Genomic DNA, 15,885 nt, shown 5'->3' with positions numbered 1-15,885 from the left:
ACGAATCACGAATCACGAATCACGAATCACGAATCACGAATCACCGCCTCATGGACAAAGTCTTCATCGAAGGCCTCGAGATCGAGGCGCTGATCGGCATCTACGACTGGGAGCGGCGCATCCGCCAGACCCTGCGCTTCGACCTGGAGATGGCCTTCGACAACCGCGTGCCCGCGGCCAGCGACGACATCGCCGACACCCTCGACTACAAGGCGGTGAGCAAGCGCCTGATCGAGTACGTGGGCCAGTCCGGCTTCGGCCTGGTCGAGACCCTGGCCGAACGTTGCGTCGAACTGGTCATCCGCGAGTTCGGCGTGCAGTGGGTGCGGTTGAAGCTGAGCAAGCCCGGTGCGGTGCGCGGTGCGCAGGCGGTGGGCGTGGTGATCGAGCGCAGTGCGCCGGCGAAGGAGTCGTAAGTGGTGTGGGGTGTATCGACTGCGGGTGACTGGACCAGCCTGATCGGGCTGCATGGGGTGAGGGACCTGCTGGCGCCTTGGCCCTGGGCCTGGCCGGCCCTGCTGCTGGCGCTGCTGCTGGGCGCCGCGGCCATCGCGAACTTCGTCACCAAGCGCATCCTGCTGCGCGGCCTGCGCCGGTTGCTGGCGATGCTCGCCAGCCAGACCGGCAAGGCCGGGATCGCCGACATGCGGGTGATCCCGCGCCTGGCCAACGTGGTGCCGGCGATGGTGATCTCCTCCGGCATCGGCTGGATCCCCGACCTGCCGCCGGCGCTGGTCGCCTTCGTCCACGGCGCCTGCCAGGCCTGGGTGGTGCTGACCCTGGCGCTGGCGGTGTCGCATGCGCTGGACGCGGCCAACGAGCTGTACGAGCGCCGTCCCGACGCGCGCAACAAGCCGATCAAGGGCTACCTGCAGGTGGCCAAGATCGTGGTCTTCGCCCTGGCCGGCCTGTCGATCGTCGCCACCCTGGCCGGGGTGAAGCTGCTGCACCTGCTGACCGGCCTGGGCGCGGCCACCGCGGTGCTGATGCTGGTGTTCCAGGACACCCTGCTGTCGCTGGTGGCCAGCGTGCAGATCAGCGGCGACGGCCGCGTGCGCATCGGCGACTGGATCGAGATGCCCAGCCAGAACGCCGACGGCGACGTGATCGACATCGCCCTGCACACGGTCACGGTGCAGAACTGGGACAAGACCGTCACCACCATCCCGACCAAGAAGCTGATCAGCGAGTCGTTCAAGAACTGGCGCGGCATGCAGGAGGCGGGCGGGCGCCGGATCAAGCGTTCGCTGTACCTGGACCAGTCCAGCGTGCGCTTCCTCGAGGTGGACGAGCGCCAGCGCCTGGGCCGCTTCGTGCTGCTGCGCGAGTACCTGGCGCAGAAGGAGCGCGAGCTGGCCGAGTGGAATGCCGGCCTGGGCGAGGACGGCCAGCTGCCGGTCAACGCCCGCCGCATCACCAACCTCGGCACCTTCCGCGCCTACGTGGAGCGCTACCTGCGCCGCCATCCCGGCGTGCACCAGGACATGACCCTGCTGGTGCGCCAGCTGCAGCCGGGTGCCGACGGCATCCCGCTGGAGATCTACTGCTTCACCAACGACACCCGCTGGGCGGTGTACGAGGGCATCCAGTCGGACATCTTCGACCACCTGCTGGCGATCCTGCCGGAGTTCGGCCTGCGCGTGTTCCAGCAGCCCGGGGGCGCCGATTTCCGCGCCCTGCTGGCCGAACGGGGCGGGCAGGGCCCGCTCGCCCCGGCCTCTTGACGGCCGCCCGCCGGCGTTGCATGTTGCGGTGCAACAACCGGCGCGGGGCCGCCGGGAGGCCGGGCGGGTGCGATGGACTGGACGAAGTACCGGACGCCTTCGTATGACGAGCTGATCGGGCCGGACGGCCGGCCACGCCCGGCCGCGCGCCCGCTGGTGGAATACCTGTCCGGGCTCTCCGACCAGGAGCTGGCCGAGCGCCAGCTGGCGGCCGACGTCGCCGCCCGGGTCATGGGCATCACCTTCACCGTCTACAGCGACGGCCGCAACGTCGACCGCACCCTGCCGTTCGACCTGATCCCGCGCATCATCGACCGCCGCGAGTGGCAGCGCACCGAGGCGGGGCTGGTCCAGCGCATGCGCGCGCTCAACCTGTTCATCGCCGACATCTACGGCGAACAGCGCATCGTCCGCGACAAGGTGTTCCCGGCCGCGCTGCTGGAGCGCTCGGTCAACTTCCGCCCGCAGTGCGTGGGCGTGCGCCCGCCGCTGGACGTGTGGGCGCACGTCTGCGGCTCGGACCTGGTGCGCGACGCCGACGGCACCCTGTACGCGCTGGAGGACAACCTGCGCATCCCCTCCGGGGTGTCGTACATGCTCGAGAACCGCATGGTCGCCAAGCGCGTGTTCCCGGAGCTGTTCGAGACCAGCGCGATCCTGCCGGTGGACGACTACACCGCGCAGCTGTACGACACCCTGGCCGCCCTGTCGCCGCGCCCGGGCGACACCCCGGTGATCGTGCTGCTGACCCCGGGGGTGTTCAACAGCGCCTACTTCGAGCACGCCTACCTGGCCCAGGCCATGGGCATCGAGCTGGTCGAGGGCAGCGACCTGTTCGTGGCCGACGACGACTGCACCTACATGCGCACGGTCGACGGCCCGCAGCGGGTGGACGTGGTCTACCGCCGGGTCGACGACCTGTTCCTGGACCCGGAGGTGTTCCACCCGGACTCGCTGCTGGGCGTGCCGGGGCTGATCCGCAGCTGGCGCGCCGGCAAGGTCGCGCTGGCCAACGCGCCCGGCGCCGGCGTGGCCGACGACAAGGTCGTGTTCGCCTACGTGCCGAGGATGATCCGCTACTACCTGGGCGAGGAGCCGATCCTGCCCAACGTGCCCAGCTACCTGTGCCACGACGCCGACGACCGCCGCTACGTGCTCGAGCACCTTGGCGAACTGGTGGTGAAGCCGGCCAACGAGTCCGGCGGCTACGGCATGCTGATCGGCCCGCGCGCCAGCAGCAGGGAACGCGAGAAGTTCCGCGCCCTGATCGAGGCCGACCCGCGCAACTACATGGCCCAGCCCACGCTGTCGCTGTCCACCGCGCCGATCATCGGTCCCGGCGGGCCGGTGCCGCGGCACATCGACCTGCGGCCGTTCATCCTCTCCCGCGGCGATACCTACGTGACCACCGGTGGCCTCACCCGGGTGGCGATGGCCGAGGGCTCGCTGGTGGTCAATTCCTCCCAGGGCGGCGGCGCCAAGGACACCTGGGTGGTGGACCTGGAGGAGACCGCCTGATGCTCTCGCGCGTCGCCAGCCAGCTGTACTGGTTCAGCCGCTACCTGCGCCGCGCCGAGAACACCGCGCGGCTGGTGGGCGTGGGCAGCCTGCTGCAGCTGGACCTGCCGCGCTCGGTGCGCTTCACCTGGCGGCCGATGATCGCCACGGTCGGCGCCGAGGAGCTGTTCCTGGGCGTGCATCCGGAGCCGGACGAGGCCGATGTGCTGGACTTCCTGCTGCTGGACGCGCGCAACCCGTCCTCGCTGCGCAGTTCGGTGGCGCAGGCGCGCGAGATCCTGCGCAGCATCCGCGACGCGCTGCCGCAGGAGGTGTGGGAGGCGGTCAACGACCTGCACCTGTACCTGGACGCCGACGGCCCGCGGGTGCTCACCCGCCGCTACCGCATGGACTTCATCGGCCGCATCACCGACGGCTGCCTCAAGGTCTCCGGCCTGCTGCAGGCCAACGTCAGCCGCGACATGGGCTTCCACTTCCTGCGCCTGGGCACGGCGATCGAGCAGGCGGACATGACCACCCGGATCATCGACGCCGGCGCCTCCGGCCTGGTGCGGCCGCGCCACGAGGACGACCTGGAGGCCTGGCGCAACATGCAGTGGATGGCGGTGCTGCGCGCGCTGGCGGCGTACCAGATGTACCGACGCCACCTGCGCCAGCGGGTCACCGCCGCCCACGCCCTGCGCTTCCTGCTGCATGACAACGAGTTCCCGCGCAGCGTGCAGTTCTGCCTGGGGCGGCTGCACCGGATCCTGCCGGCGCTGCCGCCGCGGCCGCCGGTGGACCGCGCCCTCAACCGGGTCACCGGGCTGGTGCGCCAGGCCGACCCGGCGCTGCTGGCCGCAGGCGACCCGGCCGGCTTCATGGACGAGGCGCAGGTGCTGCTTGGGCGCCTGCACGAGGCCATCGCCGAGGGCTATTTCGCCGGCTGAGCGCGCGCCGGCCGCCACCGGGGCCGGGTGTAGAATCCACCGAACCGCAACCTGCAGATACCCATGACCTATTGCGTCGGCATCGAAGTGGACGAGGGCCTGGTGTTCGCGGCCGACACCCGCACCAACGCCTCGCTCGACGACGTGCGCGTGCACCGCAAGCTGCACGTGTTCGAGTATCCCGGCGAGCGCGTGTTCGTGGTCATGAGCGCGGGCAACCTGGCCACCACCCAGCTGGCGGTGTCGCGCCTGCGCCGCGACGCGGAGGATCCGTCCGCGCCGCGCAGCCTGCGCAACTTCCGCCACCTGTTCGAGGTGGCCGAGTACGTCGGCGAGGTGCTGGTCGCCAGCCAGGTGCAGGCCGGCAGCGACAACCCGCACGGCGGCATCAACACCCAGGCCACGCTGATCCTGGGCGGACAGATCGCCGGCGAGCGCCCGGGCCTGTACCTGGTGTACCCGCTGGGCAACTGCATCTCCGCCTCGCCGGAAACGCCCTACCTTCAGATCGGCGAATCCAAGTACGGCAAGCCGATCCTGGACCGCATCGTGCGCCCTGGCACCGCGCTGGAGGACGCCGCGCGCTGCGCCCTGCTGTCGCTGGACTCGACCATCCGCTCCAACCTCTCGGTCGGGCTGCCGGTGGACCTGGCGCTGGTCCGCGCCGGCGACCTGCGGGTGAGCCAGCAGATGCGGCTGGAGGCCGACACCCCGCTGTACGCGGAGATCCACGACATCTGGTCGCGCAAGCTGGAGAACGCGGTGCGCACCCTGCCGCGCTTCCCCTGGGAGCCGCAGGCGCAGGCCACGGAGGACCCGTCCGCGCTGCCACCGTTGCCACCGCGCCGGGTGCCGGCGCGCAAGGATCCCGGCGACCAGTCCGCGCAGCAGTAACAGGCACGCACCGCATGCACAGCCAGCCGGCGCCCGCGGGCGCCACCCCCGTATTGCTCAGCCTCGGCAGCAACCTGCAGCCGGAGCGCCACCTGCGCGCGGCGCTGGAGGAATTGCGCGCCCGCTTCGGCACGCTGCGGGTCTCCCCGGCCTACCGCACCCCGGCGGTCGGCTTCGACGGCCCGCCCTTCCTCAACAACGCCGCCCTGCTGCATACCGGCCTCGCGCTGCCGGAGCTGGAAGCCTGGCTGCACGCGCTGGAAGACCGCCACGGCCGCGTGCGCAGCGGCCCGCGCCTGGCCGACCGCACCTTGGACGTGGACGTGGTGTTCCATGGCGACCTGGTGCTGCGCGAGGGCGGCAAGGTGCGGATCCCGCGCCCGGAACTGAAGCACGCCTTCGTGCTCAAGCCGGCGGCCGACATCGCCCCGGACTTCGTCGATCCGCTCAGCGGCCGCACCCGGGCCGAGCTGTGGCGCGACCACCCGCAGCACGGCGAGGCGTTCGAGGTGGTGCCGCTGTGACCCGCCTTCAGTGGGTGCGGCCGCCGTCCACGTGCAGCACCTGGCCGGTGACGTAGCCGGCCTCCTCCGACAGCAGCCAGGCCACGGCGGCGGCGATGTCCTCCGGCGTGCCGGCCCGGCCAAGCGCGGTATCGCCAAGGATCGTGGCTTGCGCCGCCGGGTCCTGCGCCTGCTCCGGCCACAGGATCGCGCCCGGCGCCACCGCGTTGGCCCGCGCCTGCGGCGCCAGTGCCTGGGCCAGGCCGCGGGTCAGCGAGACCAGCGCCGCCTTGGCCGCCGAGTACAGCGGATGCCCGCGCAGCGGCGTCCCGGCGTACACGTCGGCCAGGTTGACCACCGCGCCGCCGCGCTCGCGCAGGTGCGCGGCGGCGGCCTGGGCGAGGAAGAAGGGCGCGCGCGCGTTGACCGCGAACAGCGCGTCCCACTGCGCCGGCGTGGCCTGGTCCAGCGGCGTTGGGAAGAAGTTGGAGGCGTTGTTGACCAGCCCGTCCAGGCGGCCGTAGCGGGCGATGCAGGCCTGCACCAGTGCCGCCGGCGCTTCCTCCGCCTGCAGGTCCGCCTGCAGCACCAGCACGCTGCCCGGGCGCGCCGCCTCCAGGGTGCCGGCCAGCGCCTGCAGTTCGGCGTGCGAGCCGTGGCAGTGCAGGGCGAGGTCGAAGCCGTCGCGGTGCAGGCGCCGGGCGATGGCCGCGCCGATGCGGCGGGCGGCGCCGGTGACCAGGACGACGGGGCGGGGATGGGGCATCGGGCATGTCCGCTCGGCTATGCTGGCCATTCTCCACGCCGTCCCACAGCGATGCACCCCCACACCGACCTGCCGGAACCCGCGCCCGGCGCCCTCCACCACAGCGCGATCCTGGCCGACCACATCCGCGAGGAGATCCGCCACGGCGGTGGCGCGATCCCGATGTCCCGGTTCATGGAGCTTTGTCTGTACGCACCCGGCCTGGGCTACTACAGCGCCGGCGCGACCAAGTTCGGCCCGGCCGGCGACTTCGTCACCGCACCCGAGTCCGGGCGGCTGTTCGCGGCCACCGTGGCGGGCGTGCTGGCCGAGGGCCTGCGCCAGCTCGGCGGCCACGCGCGGGTGCTGGAAGTGGGCGGCGGCAGCGGCGTGTTCGCCGAGGTCGCGCTCAAGCGACTGCTGGAACTGGACGCGCTGCCGGACCGCTACGCGATCCTGGAGCCCTCGGCCGACCTGCGCGAGCGCCAGCGCGAGCACCTCCGGCGCACCCTGGTGCCCACCGTGTTCGAGCTGGTGGAGTGGCTGGACCGCCCGTTCCAGGACGAGTGGGACGGCCTGCTGTTCGCCAACGAGGTGATCGACGCCCTGCCGACGCCGCGCTTCGTGCTGCGCGACCGCCGGGTGTACGAGGAGCACGTGGCGCTGGACGGCAACGACGGCTTCGTGCGCGTGGACCGCCCGGCCGACGCCCTGCTGGAAGCGGCGGTGCGCCACATCGAGGACTACCTGGAGCATCCATTCCCGGACGGCTACCGCTCCGAGCTGCTGCCGCAGCTGCCGTACTGGCTGCAGGCGGTCGGCGGCGGCCTGCGCAGCGGCGGCATGCTGTTCTTCGACTACGGCTACGCCCGCCGCGAGTACTACCTGCCGCAGCGCAGCGACGGCACCCTGCGCGCGTTCTACCGCCAGCGCATGCACGATGACGTGCTGCGCTGGCCCGGGTTGCAGGACATCACCGCCTCGGTCGACTTCACCGCGCTGGCCGAGGCCGGCACCGGCGCCGGCCTGGACCTGGCCGGCTACTGCAGCCAGGCCAGCTTCCTGCTGGGCAACGGCATCGACCGCCTGCTGGCCGAGGCCGAGGCGCGTACCGACGAGGCCGGCGTGCTGCGCCTGCGCCAGGAACTCAAGCGCCTGACCCTGCCCGAACAGATGGGCGAGCGCTTCCAGGCCATGGCTTTCACCCGCGACATCGACTTGGGCGCGGCCTTCCTGCTCGGCGACATGACCTGGCGGCTGTGAGCACCGGCGCGCTGAAGCCGCTGCGGCGGCCGCATCTGTGGCTGGGCCTGTGGCTGCTGGCGGTGGCCGTGGTCTGCGTGGCCAGCCTGACCCCGCCGCCGCCGATGGAACTGCCGCGGCATGGCGACAAAGTCGAGCACCTGCTGGCCTATGCCGCGCTGGCGGCCGCGGCGGTGCAGGTTTTCCGTCCCGGGCGCGCGCTGTGGGCGGCGGGCATCGGCCTGGTCCTGATGGGCGTGGCGCTGGAGTTCGCCCAGGGGGCGCTGACGCAGACGCGCATGGCCGATCCGGCCGATGCCCTGGCCAATACCGCTGGCGTGCTGCTGGGCCTGGGCACCCGCCTGACCCGCTGGCGCGACCTGCTGCTGCGGCGCGGCGGCTGAACGCGACGCCGGCCGCAGCCGCGGGCCGGCGTCGCGCCGCGCGGTCAGCGCCTTTCCAGCGTCACCCGGTCGACCACCCACATTTGCGGGCGGGTATCGCCGGTAAAGCGCAGGCACAGGTCCTGGCGCCCGGACAGCGCGGGCGCCAGCGGCGCCTCCAGTTCGACGAAACCGTCCGCGTCCGGCGCCGCCGGCAGCGGCACGCTGGCCACGCGCTGGCCGTCGCAGCCGCCGGCATGCACGTCCAGCTCGCCATGCGCCGAACGCGCCGGCTCGAAGCGGCGGTGCGGTTCGTCGTGCGCCAGCTGGAAGTAGTAGGGGATGCGCCCGGCGCGCACCTTCACCGCGACCACCCCGTCCAGGCGCGCGGCGGTCCATTGCCAGCACGGATAGAAGATGTCGGTGTCGAAGATCGCGCGCTCGCCCTCGGCCGGGCCGTCGTCCTCCAGGCGCAGGCGCAGCGCCGCGCGCCCGCGGCAGGCGTCCAGCTGCTCGTCGCTGCGGGTCAGCAGCGAGGCCGCGTCCCAGTGCCAGGCGCGCGCCGGCGCCAGCGGCTTGCCGGCGAAGAACGCCGCGGCCTGCAGCCGCGCCGGCAGCGGCAGCTGCAGCGGCGCCTGGTAGCGCGGCGAGGCCGCGGTCGGCGCGCTGCCGTCGCTGCTGTAGCGGATCTCGTAGCCCAGCGGGTTGGACAGGGCCACGCGCACGCCGGCGTCGCTTTCGTCCTGCAGTTCCACGTCCACCTGGAACGGGGTGGACGCGTAGCCGATGCCCCAGCGCCGGTAGCGCTGCAGCTGCACCGGCAGGCGCTGCAGGAAGGAACCCAGGTCGCGCGCCTGGCGCGGCGACCAGGCCACCTCGGCCAGCGCCGCCAGGCGCGGGAACATGTGGTGCTGCAGGCGCTCGAAGCTGCGCGTGTGCTCGGTCCACAGGTTGGCCTGCACGCCGAGGATGTGGTGCTGCCGCTCCGGCTCCAGGCCCTCGGGCACCGGCTCGAAGCCGTAGACCTGCTGCAGGGTGATGGTGGCCGGGCGGCCCGGCGGCTCGTGCGGGGAACCGGTCTGCAGGTAGTCCAGGTACAGCGCCGACACCGGCGCCATGACCACGTCGTGGCCCAGGCGCGCGGCCTTGAGCCCGCCCTCGGTGCCGCGCCAGGACATCACCGCCGCGCCGGCCGGCAGTTCGCCGTCGAGGATCTCGTCCCAGCCGATCGCGCGCTTGCCGTGCTTCTCCAGGAAGGCGGCGAGGCGATGGACGACATGCGCCTGCATCGCGGTCTCGTCGGCCAGTCCCAGCTCGCGCATGCGCGTCTGCACCCGCGCCGAGGCCTGCCACTGGTCCTTGACCGCCTCGTCGCCGCCGATGTGGAAGTAGCGGCCGGGGAACAGCGGCAGCAGCTCGGCGATCACGTCCTCGAGGAAGGCCAGGGTGGCTTCCTCGGTGTTGAACAGGTTGGGGAACACGCCCCACTCGCTGGTCGGGCGCAGCGGCGCATCGGTGCTGCCCAGCTCCGGGTAGGCGGCGATCGCCGCGGTGGCGTGGCCGGGCACGTCGAATTCCGGCACCACGGTGATGTGGTGCTGCGCGGCGTAGGCCACGACCTCGCGCACCTGCTCCTGGGTGTAGTGGCCGCAGTAAGGGCGCGGCTGGCCGCTGGCCGGATCGATGGCGCCGTCGCCGGCCGGCAGGCGGCAGCTGCCGGCCTCCACCAGGCGCGGATGGCGCCTGATTTCCACCCGCCAGCCCTGGTCGTCGGTCAGGTGCCAGTGCAGGGTATTGAGCTTGTGCAGGGCCATCGCGTCGATGACCTGCTTGACCTGCTCCACGCTCCAGAAGTGCCGGGCCGGATCGAGCATGAAGCCGCGCCAGGGGAAGCGCGGCGCGTCCTCGATCCGCAGCGCCGGCAGCCGGATGGGGCCGGACTCGTCCAGGGTGGCCAGCTGCAGCAGGGTCACCGCGCCGTAGAACAGGCCGGCCTGGTCGCCGGCGGTGATGCTGGCGCCGCCGGGCGCGACTTCCAGCAGGTAGCTTTCGCGGCCGCCACCGTGCGCCGGGTCCAGGCGGAAGCGGATGCCGGGGCGGCGGCTGCCAGCCACCACCTTCGGCGCGATGCCGCGGCTCTTTTCCAGCAGCGCGGAAAACTGCGCGGCCACGGTGCGCTCGGCCTCGCCGGCGGCCAGCAGCGGCGTGTCCGCGTCCAGCGCGAACTGCCCGCGCAGCGGCTCGAGCGAGGCCGGCATCGGGATCAGCGGCAGCGGTTGCGCCGGGGCGGAGGCGGTGGCGGTACCGGCCAGCGTGCCTGCCAGCACGACGGCGCCCAGCAGGCACAGCCGCCGCAACGGGTTGGATCGGGTCATGCGTGCTCCCTGGTCATGGCCTTCGGCAATGCAGCGGGCCCGGAAGGCTCCGGGCCCGATGATGCGGCCGGCGCGGACGCGGGTCGACCGCGCCGCGCCGGCGTCCCCGCTCAGTACTTCAGGCGGACGTTGAAGTAGTACTGGCGGCCGTTGCTGTAGAAGGCCGTGGGGATGGTGGAGCTCTGGTAGTAGGTGATCTCCGGGTCGTTGAGGTTCAGCGCGTCCAGGCTGAAGCTGAGCTGGTCGTTGAGCTTGTAGCTCAGTGCCGCCGACAGGGTGCCGAAGTCGTCCTGGTAGTACGGGTTGGCGCCGGACAGGCCGATCAGGAACTCCGAGCGGCGGGTGTAGCTGAGCCGCGCGCCGAAGGCCTCGTTCTCGAACCAGGCGCCGACGTTGTAGGTGTGCCTGGAGGTACCCAGCAGGTTGTTGCTGCCGTCGGCCCAGGTGTGGGCGGTGCTGCCGTCGGCGAAGGTGTAGTTGGCGCTGACGCCGAAGTTCTCGCCGATCGGCTGCTCGTAGGCCAGCTCGACGCCGTGCACCTTGCCGTCGGAGTTCACCGGCACCGAGACCAGGTAGTCCTCCAGCTGGTTGGTCAGCTCCGAGAACAGCTGCCGGGTCTCGGTGCCGAAGGCCACGTAGTCCTTCAGGTCCATGGCATAGGCGCCGACCGAGAGCAGGCCGCGCGGCATGAAGTACCACTCCAGGTTGGCGTCGAAGTTGGTCGACACCACCGGCTTGAGGTTGGGATTGCCGCCGCCGCCGGTCTTGTTGAGGTCCGAGCCCCAGGACGCGGCGCCCAGCGCCGAGTAGTCGGGCAGGGTCTGGGTCTGCGAGGCGGCGAAGCGGAACACCAGGTCCGGGGCCAGGTTGAACTTCAGGTTCGCGCTGGGCAGCACGCGGCTGTGCGAGTTGCTGGTGCGGACCCGGATCCACTGCCCGAACAGGCTGGAGACCTCGGCGTTGGCCGGATTGCTGACCGCCTGGTAGGAGTGGATGTCCTGGTCGATGTCGACGTAGCGCAGGCCGACGTTGCCGCTCCAGTTGTCGCCGCGGAAGTTGGCCTGCACGTAGGCGGCCAGGCTTTCCTCGGCCACCTTCCACTCGCCGCCGTAGTTGTGGCGGCCGGTGGGGCCGTCGTCGCCGGACAGCCAGGTGGAGTTGCCGACCACCGCGTCGCGCAGCGCGCCGGGGGTGAAGTACCACAGGTTGCGCGGGAAGCTGCCGCCGATGCCGTCGGCGAAGCCGGACGGGTAGGGCGCGGTGGCGCCGTCCTGCAGGTCGCTCCAGATGTCGCCCGGGGTCGCGCCCTCGGGCGAGCGTGCCTCGCGCTCGTGGTCGGCGTAGCGCAGGCCGAAGTCCAGCGAGGACAGCGCGCCAACGTCGAAGTAGCGGGTGAAGTCGGCGCTGAACCAGTCCTCCTCGTCGATCGCGCTCACCAGCTGGTTGCCCCAGGTGCCGAAGCTGGTGACGCCGGCCGGGCTGGTGTCGCCGCCCACGCTCCAGTCCACCGGCGCGCTGGCGCCGTGGGTGTTCCAGCTGGCGCCGCCGCCGCGGGCGAGGGTGACCTCGGCGATGTACTGGCGGTTGGTGGTGCCTTCGCCCTTGGTGGTGCCGGCCTGGAAGCGCGAGCGCAGGTCCGGGCTGATGTCCCAGTCCACGTCGAAGGTGGCGTAGCGGGTCTTGGCGCTGGCCTCGCGGTAGATCATGTCGTACACCGCGTAGTCGCGGTCCGGGTCGCCGGCGTAGCTGGCCTGGGCCAGCACCCCGTCGCGCACCACGTAGCCCGGCTCCGGCGCCTGCGCGCGGGCGAAGTTGCCGCCCCAGAGCATGAAGTTGCGGTTGTAGTTGTCCGCGTCCATGTCCGAGCTGAAGGCGCTCACGCCCAGGGTGAGGTTGTCGGCCGGCTTGAACTGGACATCGACCAGTCCGCCCTTGCGCTCGCGCGTCTGCTCGAACAGGGTCGAGCCCAGCAGGCCCGGCGCCCACACCCCGACCAGGTCGGGGTTGGTCGCGGCCACCGGGTCGTCCTCGCCGATCTGGAAGAAGCCGCCCGGGATCTCCTGCGCCTCGCGGCGCAGCTCGCGCTTCTGGCTGAAGGCCTGGACCAGGATGCCGAAGGTGCCCTGCTCGTTGCGGTAGTTGAACAGCGCCGACAGCTGCGGGTCGGTGGAGTCGGCCTGCTCGGAGTTGACCACGCCCAGCGAGGCCTCGGCGGTGATCGCGTCGGCGAATTGCAGCGGCTTGCGGGTGACGATGTTGACGCTGCCGGTGGTGCCGCCGTCCGGCAGCTTGGCCTGCGAGGACTTGTGCACCTCGACCGAGCTGACCAGTTCCGAGGGCAGCAGGGTGTAGCTGACGCTGCGGCCGACGTTGTTGCCCTGGCTGAGCACGAACCAGTCGGCCGAGCCGACGCTGTGGCCGTTGATCAGGGTCTGGGTGAGGCTGGGGCTGGTGCCGCGCAGGCTGACCCGGTCGGCCTCGTCGAAGCCGCCTTCGTCGGCGGAGGATGAGCTGATGTTCACGCCCGGCAGGCGCTGCAGGGTGTCGGCGACGTTGTGCGCCGGCAGCTTGCCCACGTCCTCGGCGGTGACCACCTCCAGGCGCGCGTCGGCCTCGCGCTTGGTGTCCAGCGAGCGTTCCATCGAGCCGCGGATGCCGGTGACCACGACCGTGTCCAGCTCGGTGGCCCGTTCCCCCGCATCCTGGGCTTGCGCGCCGGCGGCCACGGCCAGGCTGGCAAGGATCGCCGCGCTCAGTGCTGACTTGCAGTACTTCATGATGTCTCTCCCATCATCGGTTTGGTTGTGCCGGCATGCCGGCAACGGACTGCATCAGGTGCGACGGAACGGCACGACCGCTCGACTCCGCGGCACGACTACACCCGGCGCCTGGCGCGCCGTTCCACTCACTGCTCCACGAATTCCGAACCCAGGTACCAGCTGGCGGCGCCGATCACGCCCAGCTGCCCGTGCTCGACCAGCTTCACCGAGACCCGCTCCAGCGCCTCGCGCATCGAACCCTTGTTGAGGAAGCGCTCGCGGAAGCGGCTGCCGGCGAGGAAACGGCCGATCTGCGGCAGGATCCCGCCGGCCAGGTACACGCCGTGCACGCCGTACAGCAGGGCCATGTCGCCGACCGTGCTGCCGAGCAGGCCGCAGAACACCTCCAGCGCCTCGCGTGCCAGCGGGTCGCCGCCGCCCAGCGCGGCGGCGGTGATCTCGCCCGGGCGCGCGTGCACCGGCGCGGCGCCGCGCAGCGCGCACAGCGCCTGGTACAGGTTCAGCAGGCCGGGCCCGGACAGCGCGTGCTCGATCGGCACGTGGCTGCGCTGGCCGAGCATGTGCTGCAGCAGCTGCATCTCCAGTTCCGTGCCCACCGCCAGCGCCGCCTGCCCGGCCTCGGTGGCCAGCACCACGCCGCGGCGCCCGGTGGGGATCCACACCGCCGCGCCCAGGCCGGTACCGGGGCCCAGCACCAGCAGCGGGCCGGGTGCGGCCTGGGCAGGGCCGCACAGCTGCAGCACCTCGCTGGAGCCGAGCTGGTTGACCGCGTTGGCCACCGCCTCGAAGTCGTTGATCAGGTGCACCGCGTCCAGGCCGAAGCGCTCGCGCAGTTCGCGCGGCGACAGCGGCCAGGGCAGGTTGTTGGTGATCACCGTGCCGTCGGCCAGCGGGTAGCCGGCGCTGGCGATCACCGCCACCGACACCGGATGGCGGCCGAGGCTGGCGATGAACTCGGCGAGGATGTCGCCGAGGCTGGCGTAGTCGGAGCAGCGGAACTTGCTGTAGGCCAGCACCTGTGGCGCGCCGCCGTCGCCGTCGGCGGCGACCAGGCTGATGCGCACGTGGGTGCCGCCGACGTCGGCGGCGATGAAGGGCGCGATGCGGGATTGGATCGATGCGGTCACGCGGGCTCCCGTTGGGCGGCATGGTTGGCGTGGGCGGCCATCCCGGGCGCCCACCGGACGGGCCGAGTCTTGGGTCATCGTGACAACGATGTCAACACTTCCCCCGGACTATCCCGGGGCGCTGGCCGTGGGTTGCGGCGGCACCCGGCACGAATCCCGGCATTCCCTCGTATTCAGCAAAAAACAGCCGGGTCAAGCGAGGCAGGGCGATGTTGCGGGGCAGCACCACGGATGCGCCGGACGGCGCGCGGGGCGGTTGACATCCGGGCAAGTCTCGCGGAGAGAATGTGACAACGTTGTTCCCACCTGGCTGGCGCCCGTCGCGCCCCCGGGAGCTGCGCGGGAACGGCATCCAGCCGCCGGGGAGGGCTCCACCAGATGTCCGCGACCACCGCCACGCAAGCGCGTTCCAGCCTCGCCGCCTCGATCGCCATCGTCGGCGGGCTGTTCTTCATCATCGGCTTCTTCACCTGGATCAACGGCCCGCTGATCACCTTCGTGCAGCTGGCCTTCGACGTGAGCGAGATCGCCGCGTTCCTGGTGCTGATGGTGTTCTACCTGTCGTACTTCTTCCTCGCCCTGCCGGCGTCGTGGATCCTGCGCCGCACCGGCCTGAAGAAGGGCCTGGCGCTGAGCTTGGCGGTGATGGCCGCCGGCGCGGCGCTGTTCGGCGAGTTCGCCCCCCGCCGCTGGTTCGGCGGCGCCCTGGCCGGGCTGTTCGTGATCGGCGGCGGCCTGGCCCTGCTGCAGACCGCGGTCAACCCGTACATCTCCATCCTCGGCCCGATCGAGACCGCGGCGCGGCGCATCGCGCTGATGGGCATCTGCAACAAGATCGCCGGCATCCTCGCCCCGGTGGTGCTCGGCTCGCTGGTGCTGCGCGGCATCGGCGACCTGGCGGCGCAGGTGCAGGCGGCCGACCCGGCGCTGCGCGCGCAGCTGCTGGAGGGCTTCGCCACCCGCATCCACGCGCCGTACCTGGCGATGGCTGCGGTGCTGCTGGTGGTGGCGGTGGCGGTGCTGTTCTCGCCGCTGCCGGAGCTGCGCAGCGAGGAAGCCAACGCCACCCCCGCGCACGCCGGCGGCGGGGGGCCGCGCAGCATCTTCGGCTTCCCGCACCTGTGGCTGGGCGTGGCCTGCCTGTTCGCCTACGTCGGGGTGGAAGTGCTGGCCGGCGACGCCATCGGCACCTACGGCCACCCCTTCCCCCTGCCGCTGGACCAGACCAAGTTCTTCACCTCCTTCACCCTGGCGGCGATGCTGCTGGGCTACCTGGCCGGGCTGGCGCTGATCCCGCGGGTGTTCACCCAGGAGCGCTGGCTGAGCGTGTCGGCGGTGCTGGGCGTGCTGCTGTCGCTGGGCGCCCTGCTGACCCATGGCTACGTCTCGGTCGGCTTCGTGGCCGCCCTCGGCTTCGCCAACGCGATGATGTGGCCGGCGATCTTCCCGCTGGCGATCCGCGGCCTGGGCCGCTTCACCGAGACCGGCTCGGCGCTGCTGATCATGGGCATCGCCGGCGGCGCGGTCATCCCGCAGGCGTTCGCCGTGCTCAAGCAGTACTTCCACTTCCAGTGGGTGTTCGCCGCGCTGGGCGTGCCCTGCTACCTGTACATCCTCTACTACGCCCTGCGCGGCCACCGCGCCGGGCTGCCGGCCGGTCGCTGA

The 15,885-nt window shown here is 71.7% G+C and carries 13 protein-coding genes; 9 read left to right on the top strand and 4 right to left on the bottom strand.

Annotated features, from left to right (window positions below; genetic code table 11):
* Positions 1–50: 50 nt before the first annotated feature.
* The 6 genes from folB (at position 51) to folK (ending at position 5,589) form a co-directional block, all read left to right on the top strand.
* Complete coding sequence (gene folB / locus B351_RS0111710) at positions 51–416, top strand: dihydroneopterin aldolase (RefSeq protein WP_019399235.1); 366 nt, start codon at positions 51–53, stop codon at positions 414–416.
* 57 nt (positions 417–473) lie between these two features.
* Positions 474–1,724 (top strand): mechanosensitive ion channel domain-containing protein, encoded by a 1,251-nt coding sequence (locus B351_RS0111705; RefSeq protein WP_019399234.1) that lies wholly within the window; start codon positions 474–476, stop codon positions 1,722–1,724.
* Between the two features lie 72 nt (positions 1,725–1,796).
* Positions 1,797–3,242, top strand: a complete 1,446-nt coding sequence (locus B351_RS0111700; RefSeq protein ID WP_019399233.1) for a circularly permuted type 2 ATP-grasp protein — start codon at positions 1,797–1,799, stop codon at positions 3,240–3,242.
* Entirely contained in the window at positions 3,242–4,171 is a 930-nt protein-coding gene (locus B351_RS0111695; RefSeq protein WP_019399232.1) for an alpha-E domain-containing protein, read from the top strand. Before B351_RS0111700 ends, B351_RS0111695 begins: the two co-directional genes overlap by 1 nt.
* Positions 4,172–4,234: 63 nt before the next feature.
* Positions 4,235–5,065, top strand: a complete 831-nt coding sequence (locus B351_RS0111690; protein WP_019399231.1) for a proteasome-type protease — start codon at positions 4,235–4,237, stop codon at positions 5,063–5,065.
* Positions 5,066–5,079: 14 nt separating this feature from the next.
* The gene (gene folK / locus B351_RS0111685) at positions 5,080–5,589 is read left to right on the top strand and encodes a 2-amino-4-hydroxy-6-hydroxymethyldihydropteridine diphosphokinase (RefSeq protein ID WP_019399230.1); all 510 of its coding nucleotides are present in this window, start codon (positions 5,080–5,082) and stop codon (positions 5,587–5,589) included.
* A 7-nt stretch (positions 5,590–5,596) separates the two neighbouring features.
* On the opposite strand, the gene B351_RS0111680 is transcribed toward folK, so the two are convergent.
* The gene (locus B351_RS0111680) at positions 5,597–6,334 is read right to left on the bottom strand and encodes a pteridine reductase (RefSeq protein WP_019399229.1); all 738 of its coding nucleotides are present in this window, start codon (positions 6,332–6,334) and stop codon (positions 5,597–5,599) included.
* Positions 6,335–6,385: 51 nt separating this feature from the next.
* Here B351_RS0111680 and B351_RS0111675 point away from each other — a divergent pair, with 51 nt between their 5' ends.
* Entirely contained in the window at positions 6,386–7,576 is a 1,191-nt protein-coding gene (locus tag B351_RS0111675) for a class I SAM-dependent methyltransferase (RefSeq protein ID WP_019399228.1), read from the top strand.
* Positions 7,573–7,959, top strand: a complete 387-nt coding sequence (locus B351_RS0111670; RefSeq protein ID WP_019399227.1) for a membrane protein — start codon at positions 7,573–7,575, stop codon at positions 7,957–7,959. The genes B351_RS0111675 and B351_RS0111670 overlap by 4 nt, the downstream gene beginning before the upstream one ends.
* 44 nt (positions 7,960–8,003) lie before the next feature.
* Here the strand turns inward: B351_RS0111670 and B351_RS0111665 are convergent, their stop codons facing one another.
* The 3 genes from B351_RS0111665 to B351_RS0111655 all read right to left on the bottom strand — a co-directional run bounded on the left by B351_RS0111665 (position 8,004) and on the right by B351_RS0111655 (position 14,220).
* On the bottom strand, positions 8,004–10,313 hold the full coding sequence (locus tag B351_RS0111665; protein WP_026010644.1) for a family 20 glycosylhydrolase: 2,310 nt from the start codon (positions 10,311–10,313) through the stop codon (positions 8,004–8,006).
* 110 nt (positions 10,314–10,423) lie between these two features.
* On the bottom strand, positions 10,424–13,090 hold the full coding sequence (locus B351_RS0111660; RefSeq protein WP_019399225.1) for a TonB-dependent receptor: 2,667 nt from the start codon (positions 13,088–13,090) through the stop codon (positions 10,424–10,426).
* 128 nt (positions 13,091–13,218) lie between these two features.
* Complete coding sequence (locus B351_RS0111655) at positions 13,219–14,220, bottom strand: glucokinase family protein (RefSeq protein WP_019399224.1); 1,002 nt, start codon at positions 14,218–14,220, stop codon at positions 13,219–13,221.
* A gap of 378 nt (positions 14,221–14,598) precedes the next feature.
* Between B351_RS0111655 and B351_RS0111650 the strand changes: the two genes are divergently transcribed.
* Positions 14,599–15,885, top strand: coding sequence for a sugar MFS transporter (locus tag B351_RS0111650; protein ID WP_019399223.1), 1,287 nt, complete (start codon positions 14,599–14,601; stop codon positions 15,883–15,885).

Origin of the sequence: Pseudoxanthomonas sp. GW2, assembly GCF_000283075.1 — a bacterium.
Taxonomy (GTDB): domain Bacteria; phylum Pseudomonadota; class Gammaproteobacteria; order Xanthomonadales; family Xanthomonadaceae; genus Pseudoxanthomonas.
This window is presented reverse-complemented; position numbering and strand designations above follow the sequence as displayed.

What these genes read in the sequence shown, in the direction of transcription:
- folB (WP_019399235.1), top strand. Translation starts at nt 51, where the DNA reads ATGGACAAAGTCTTCATCGAAGGCCTCGAGATCGAGGCGCTGATCGGC.
- B351_RS0111700 (WP_019399233.1), top strand. Translation starts at nt 1,797, where the DNA reads ATGGACTGGACGAAGTACCGGACGCCTTCGTATGACGAGCTGATCGGG.
- B351_RS0111695 (WP_019399232.1), top strand. Translation starts at nt 3,242, where the DNA reads ATGCTCTCGCGCGTCGCCAGCCAGCTGTACTGGTTCAGCCGCTACCTG.
- B351_RS0111690 (WP_019399231.1), top strand. Translation starts at nt 4,235, where the DNA reads ATGACCTATTGCGTCGGCATCGAAGTGGACGAGGGCCTGGTGTTCGCG.
- folK (WP_019399230.1), top strand. Translation starts at nt 5,080, where the DNA reads ATGCACAGCCAGCCGGCGCCCGCGGGCGCCACCCCCGTATTGCTCAGC.
- B351_RS0111680 (WP_019399229.1), bottom strand. Translation starts at nt 6,334, where the DNA reads ATGCCCCATCCCCGCCCCGTCGTCCTGGTCACCGGCGCCGCCCGCCGC.
- B351_RS0111675 (WP_019399228.1), top strand. Translation starts at nt 6,386, where the DNA reads ATGCACCCCCACACCGACCTGCCGGAACCCGCGCCCGGCGCCCTCCAC.
- B351_RS0111665 (WP_026010644.1), bottom strand. Translation starts at nt 10,313, where the DNA reads ATGACCCGATCCAACCCGTTGCGGCGGCTGTGCCTGCTGGGCGCCGTC.
- B351_RS0111660 (WP_019399225.1), bottom strand. Translation starts at nt 13,090, where the DNA reads ATGAAGTACTGCAAGTCAGCACTGAGCGCGGCGATCCTTGCCAGCCTG.
- B351_RS0111650 (WP_019399223.1), top strand. Translation starts at nt 14,599, where the DNA reads ATGTCCGCGACCACCGCCACGCAAGCGCGTTCCAGCCTCGCCGCCTCG.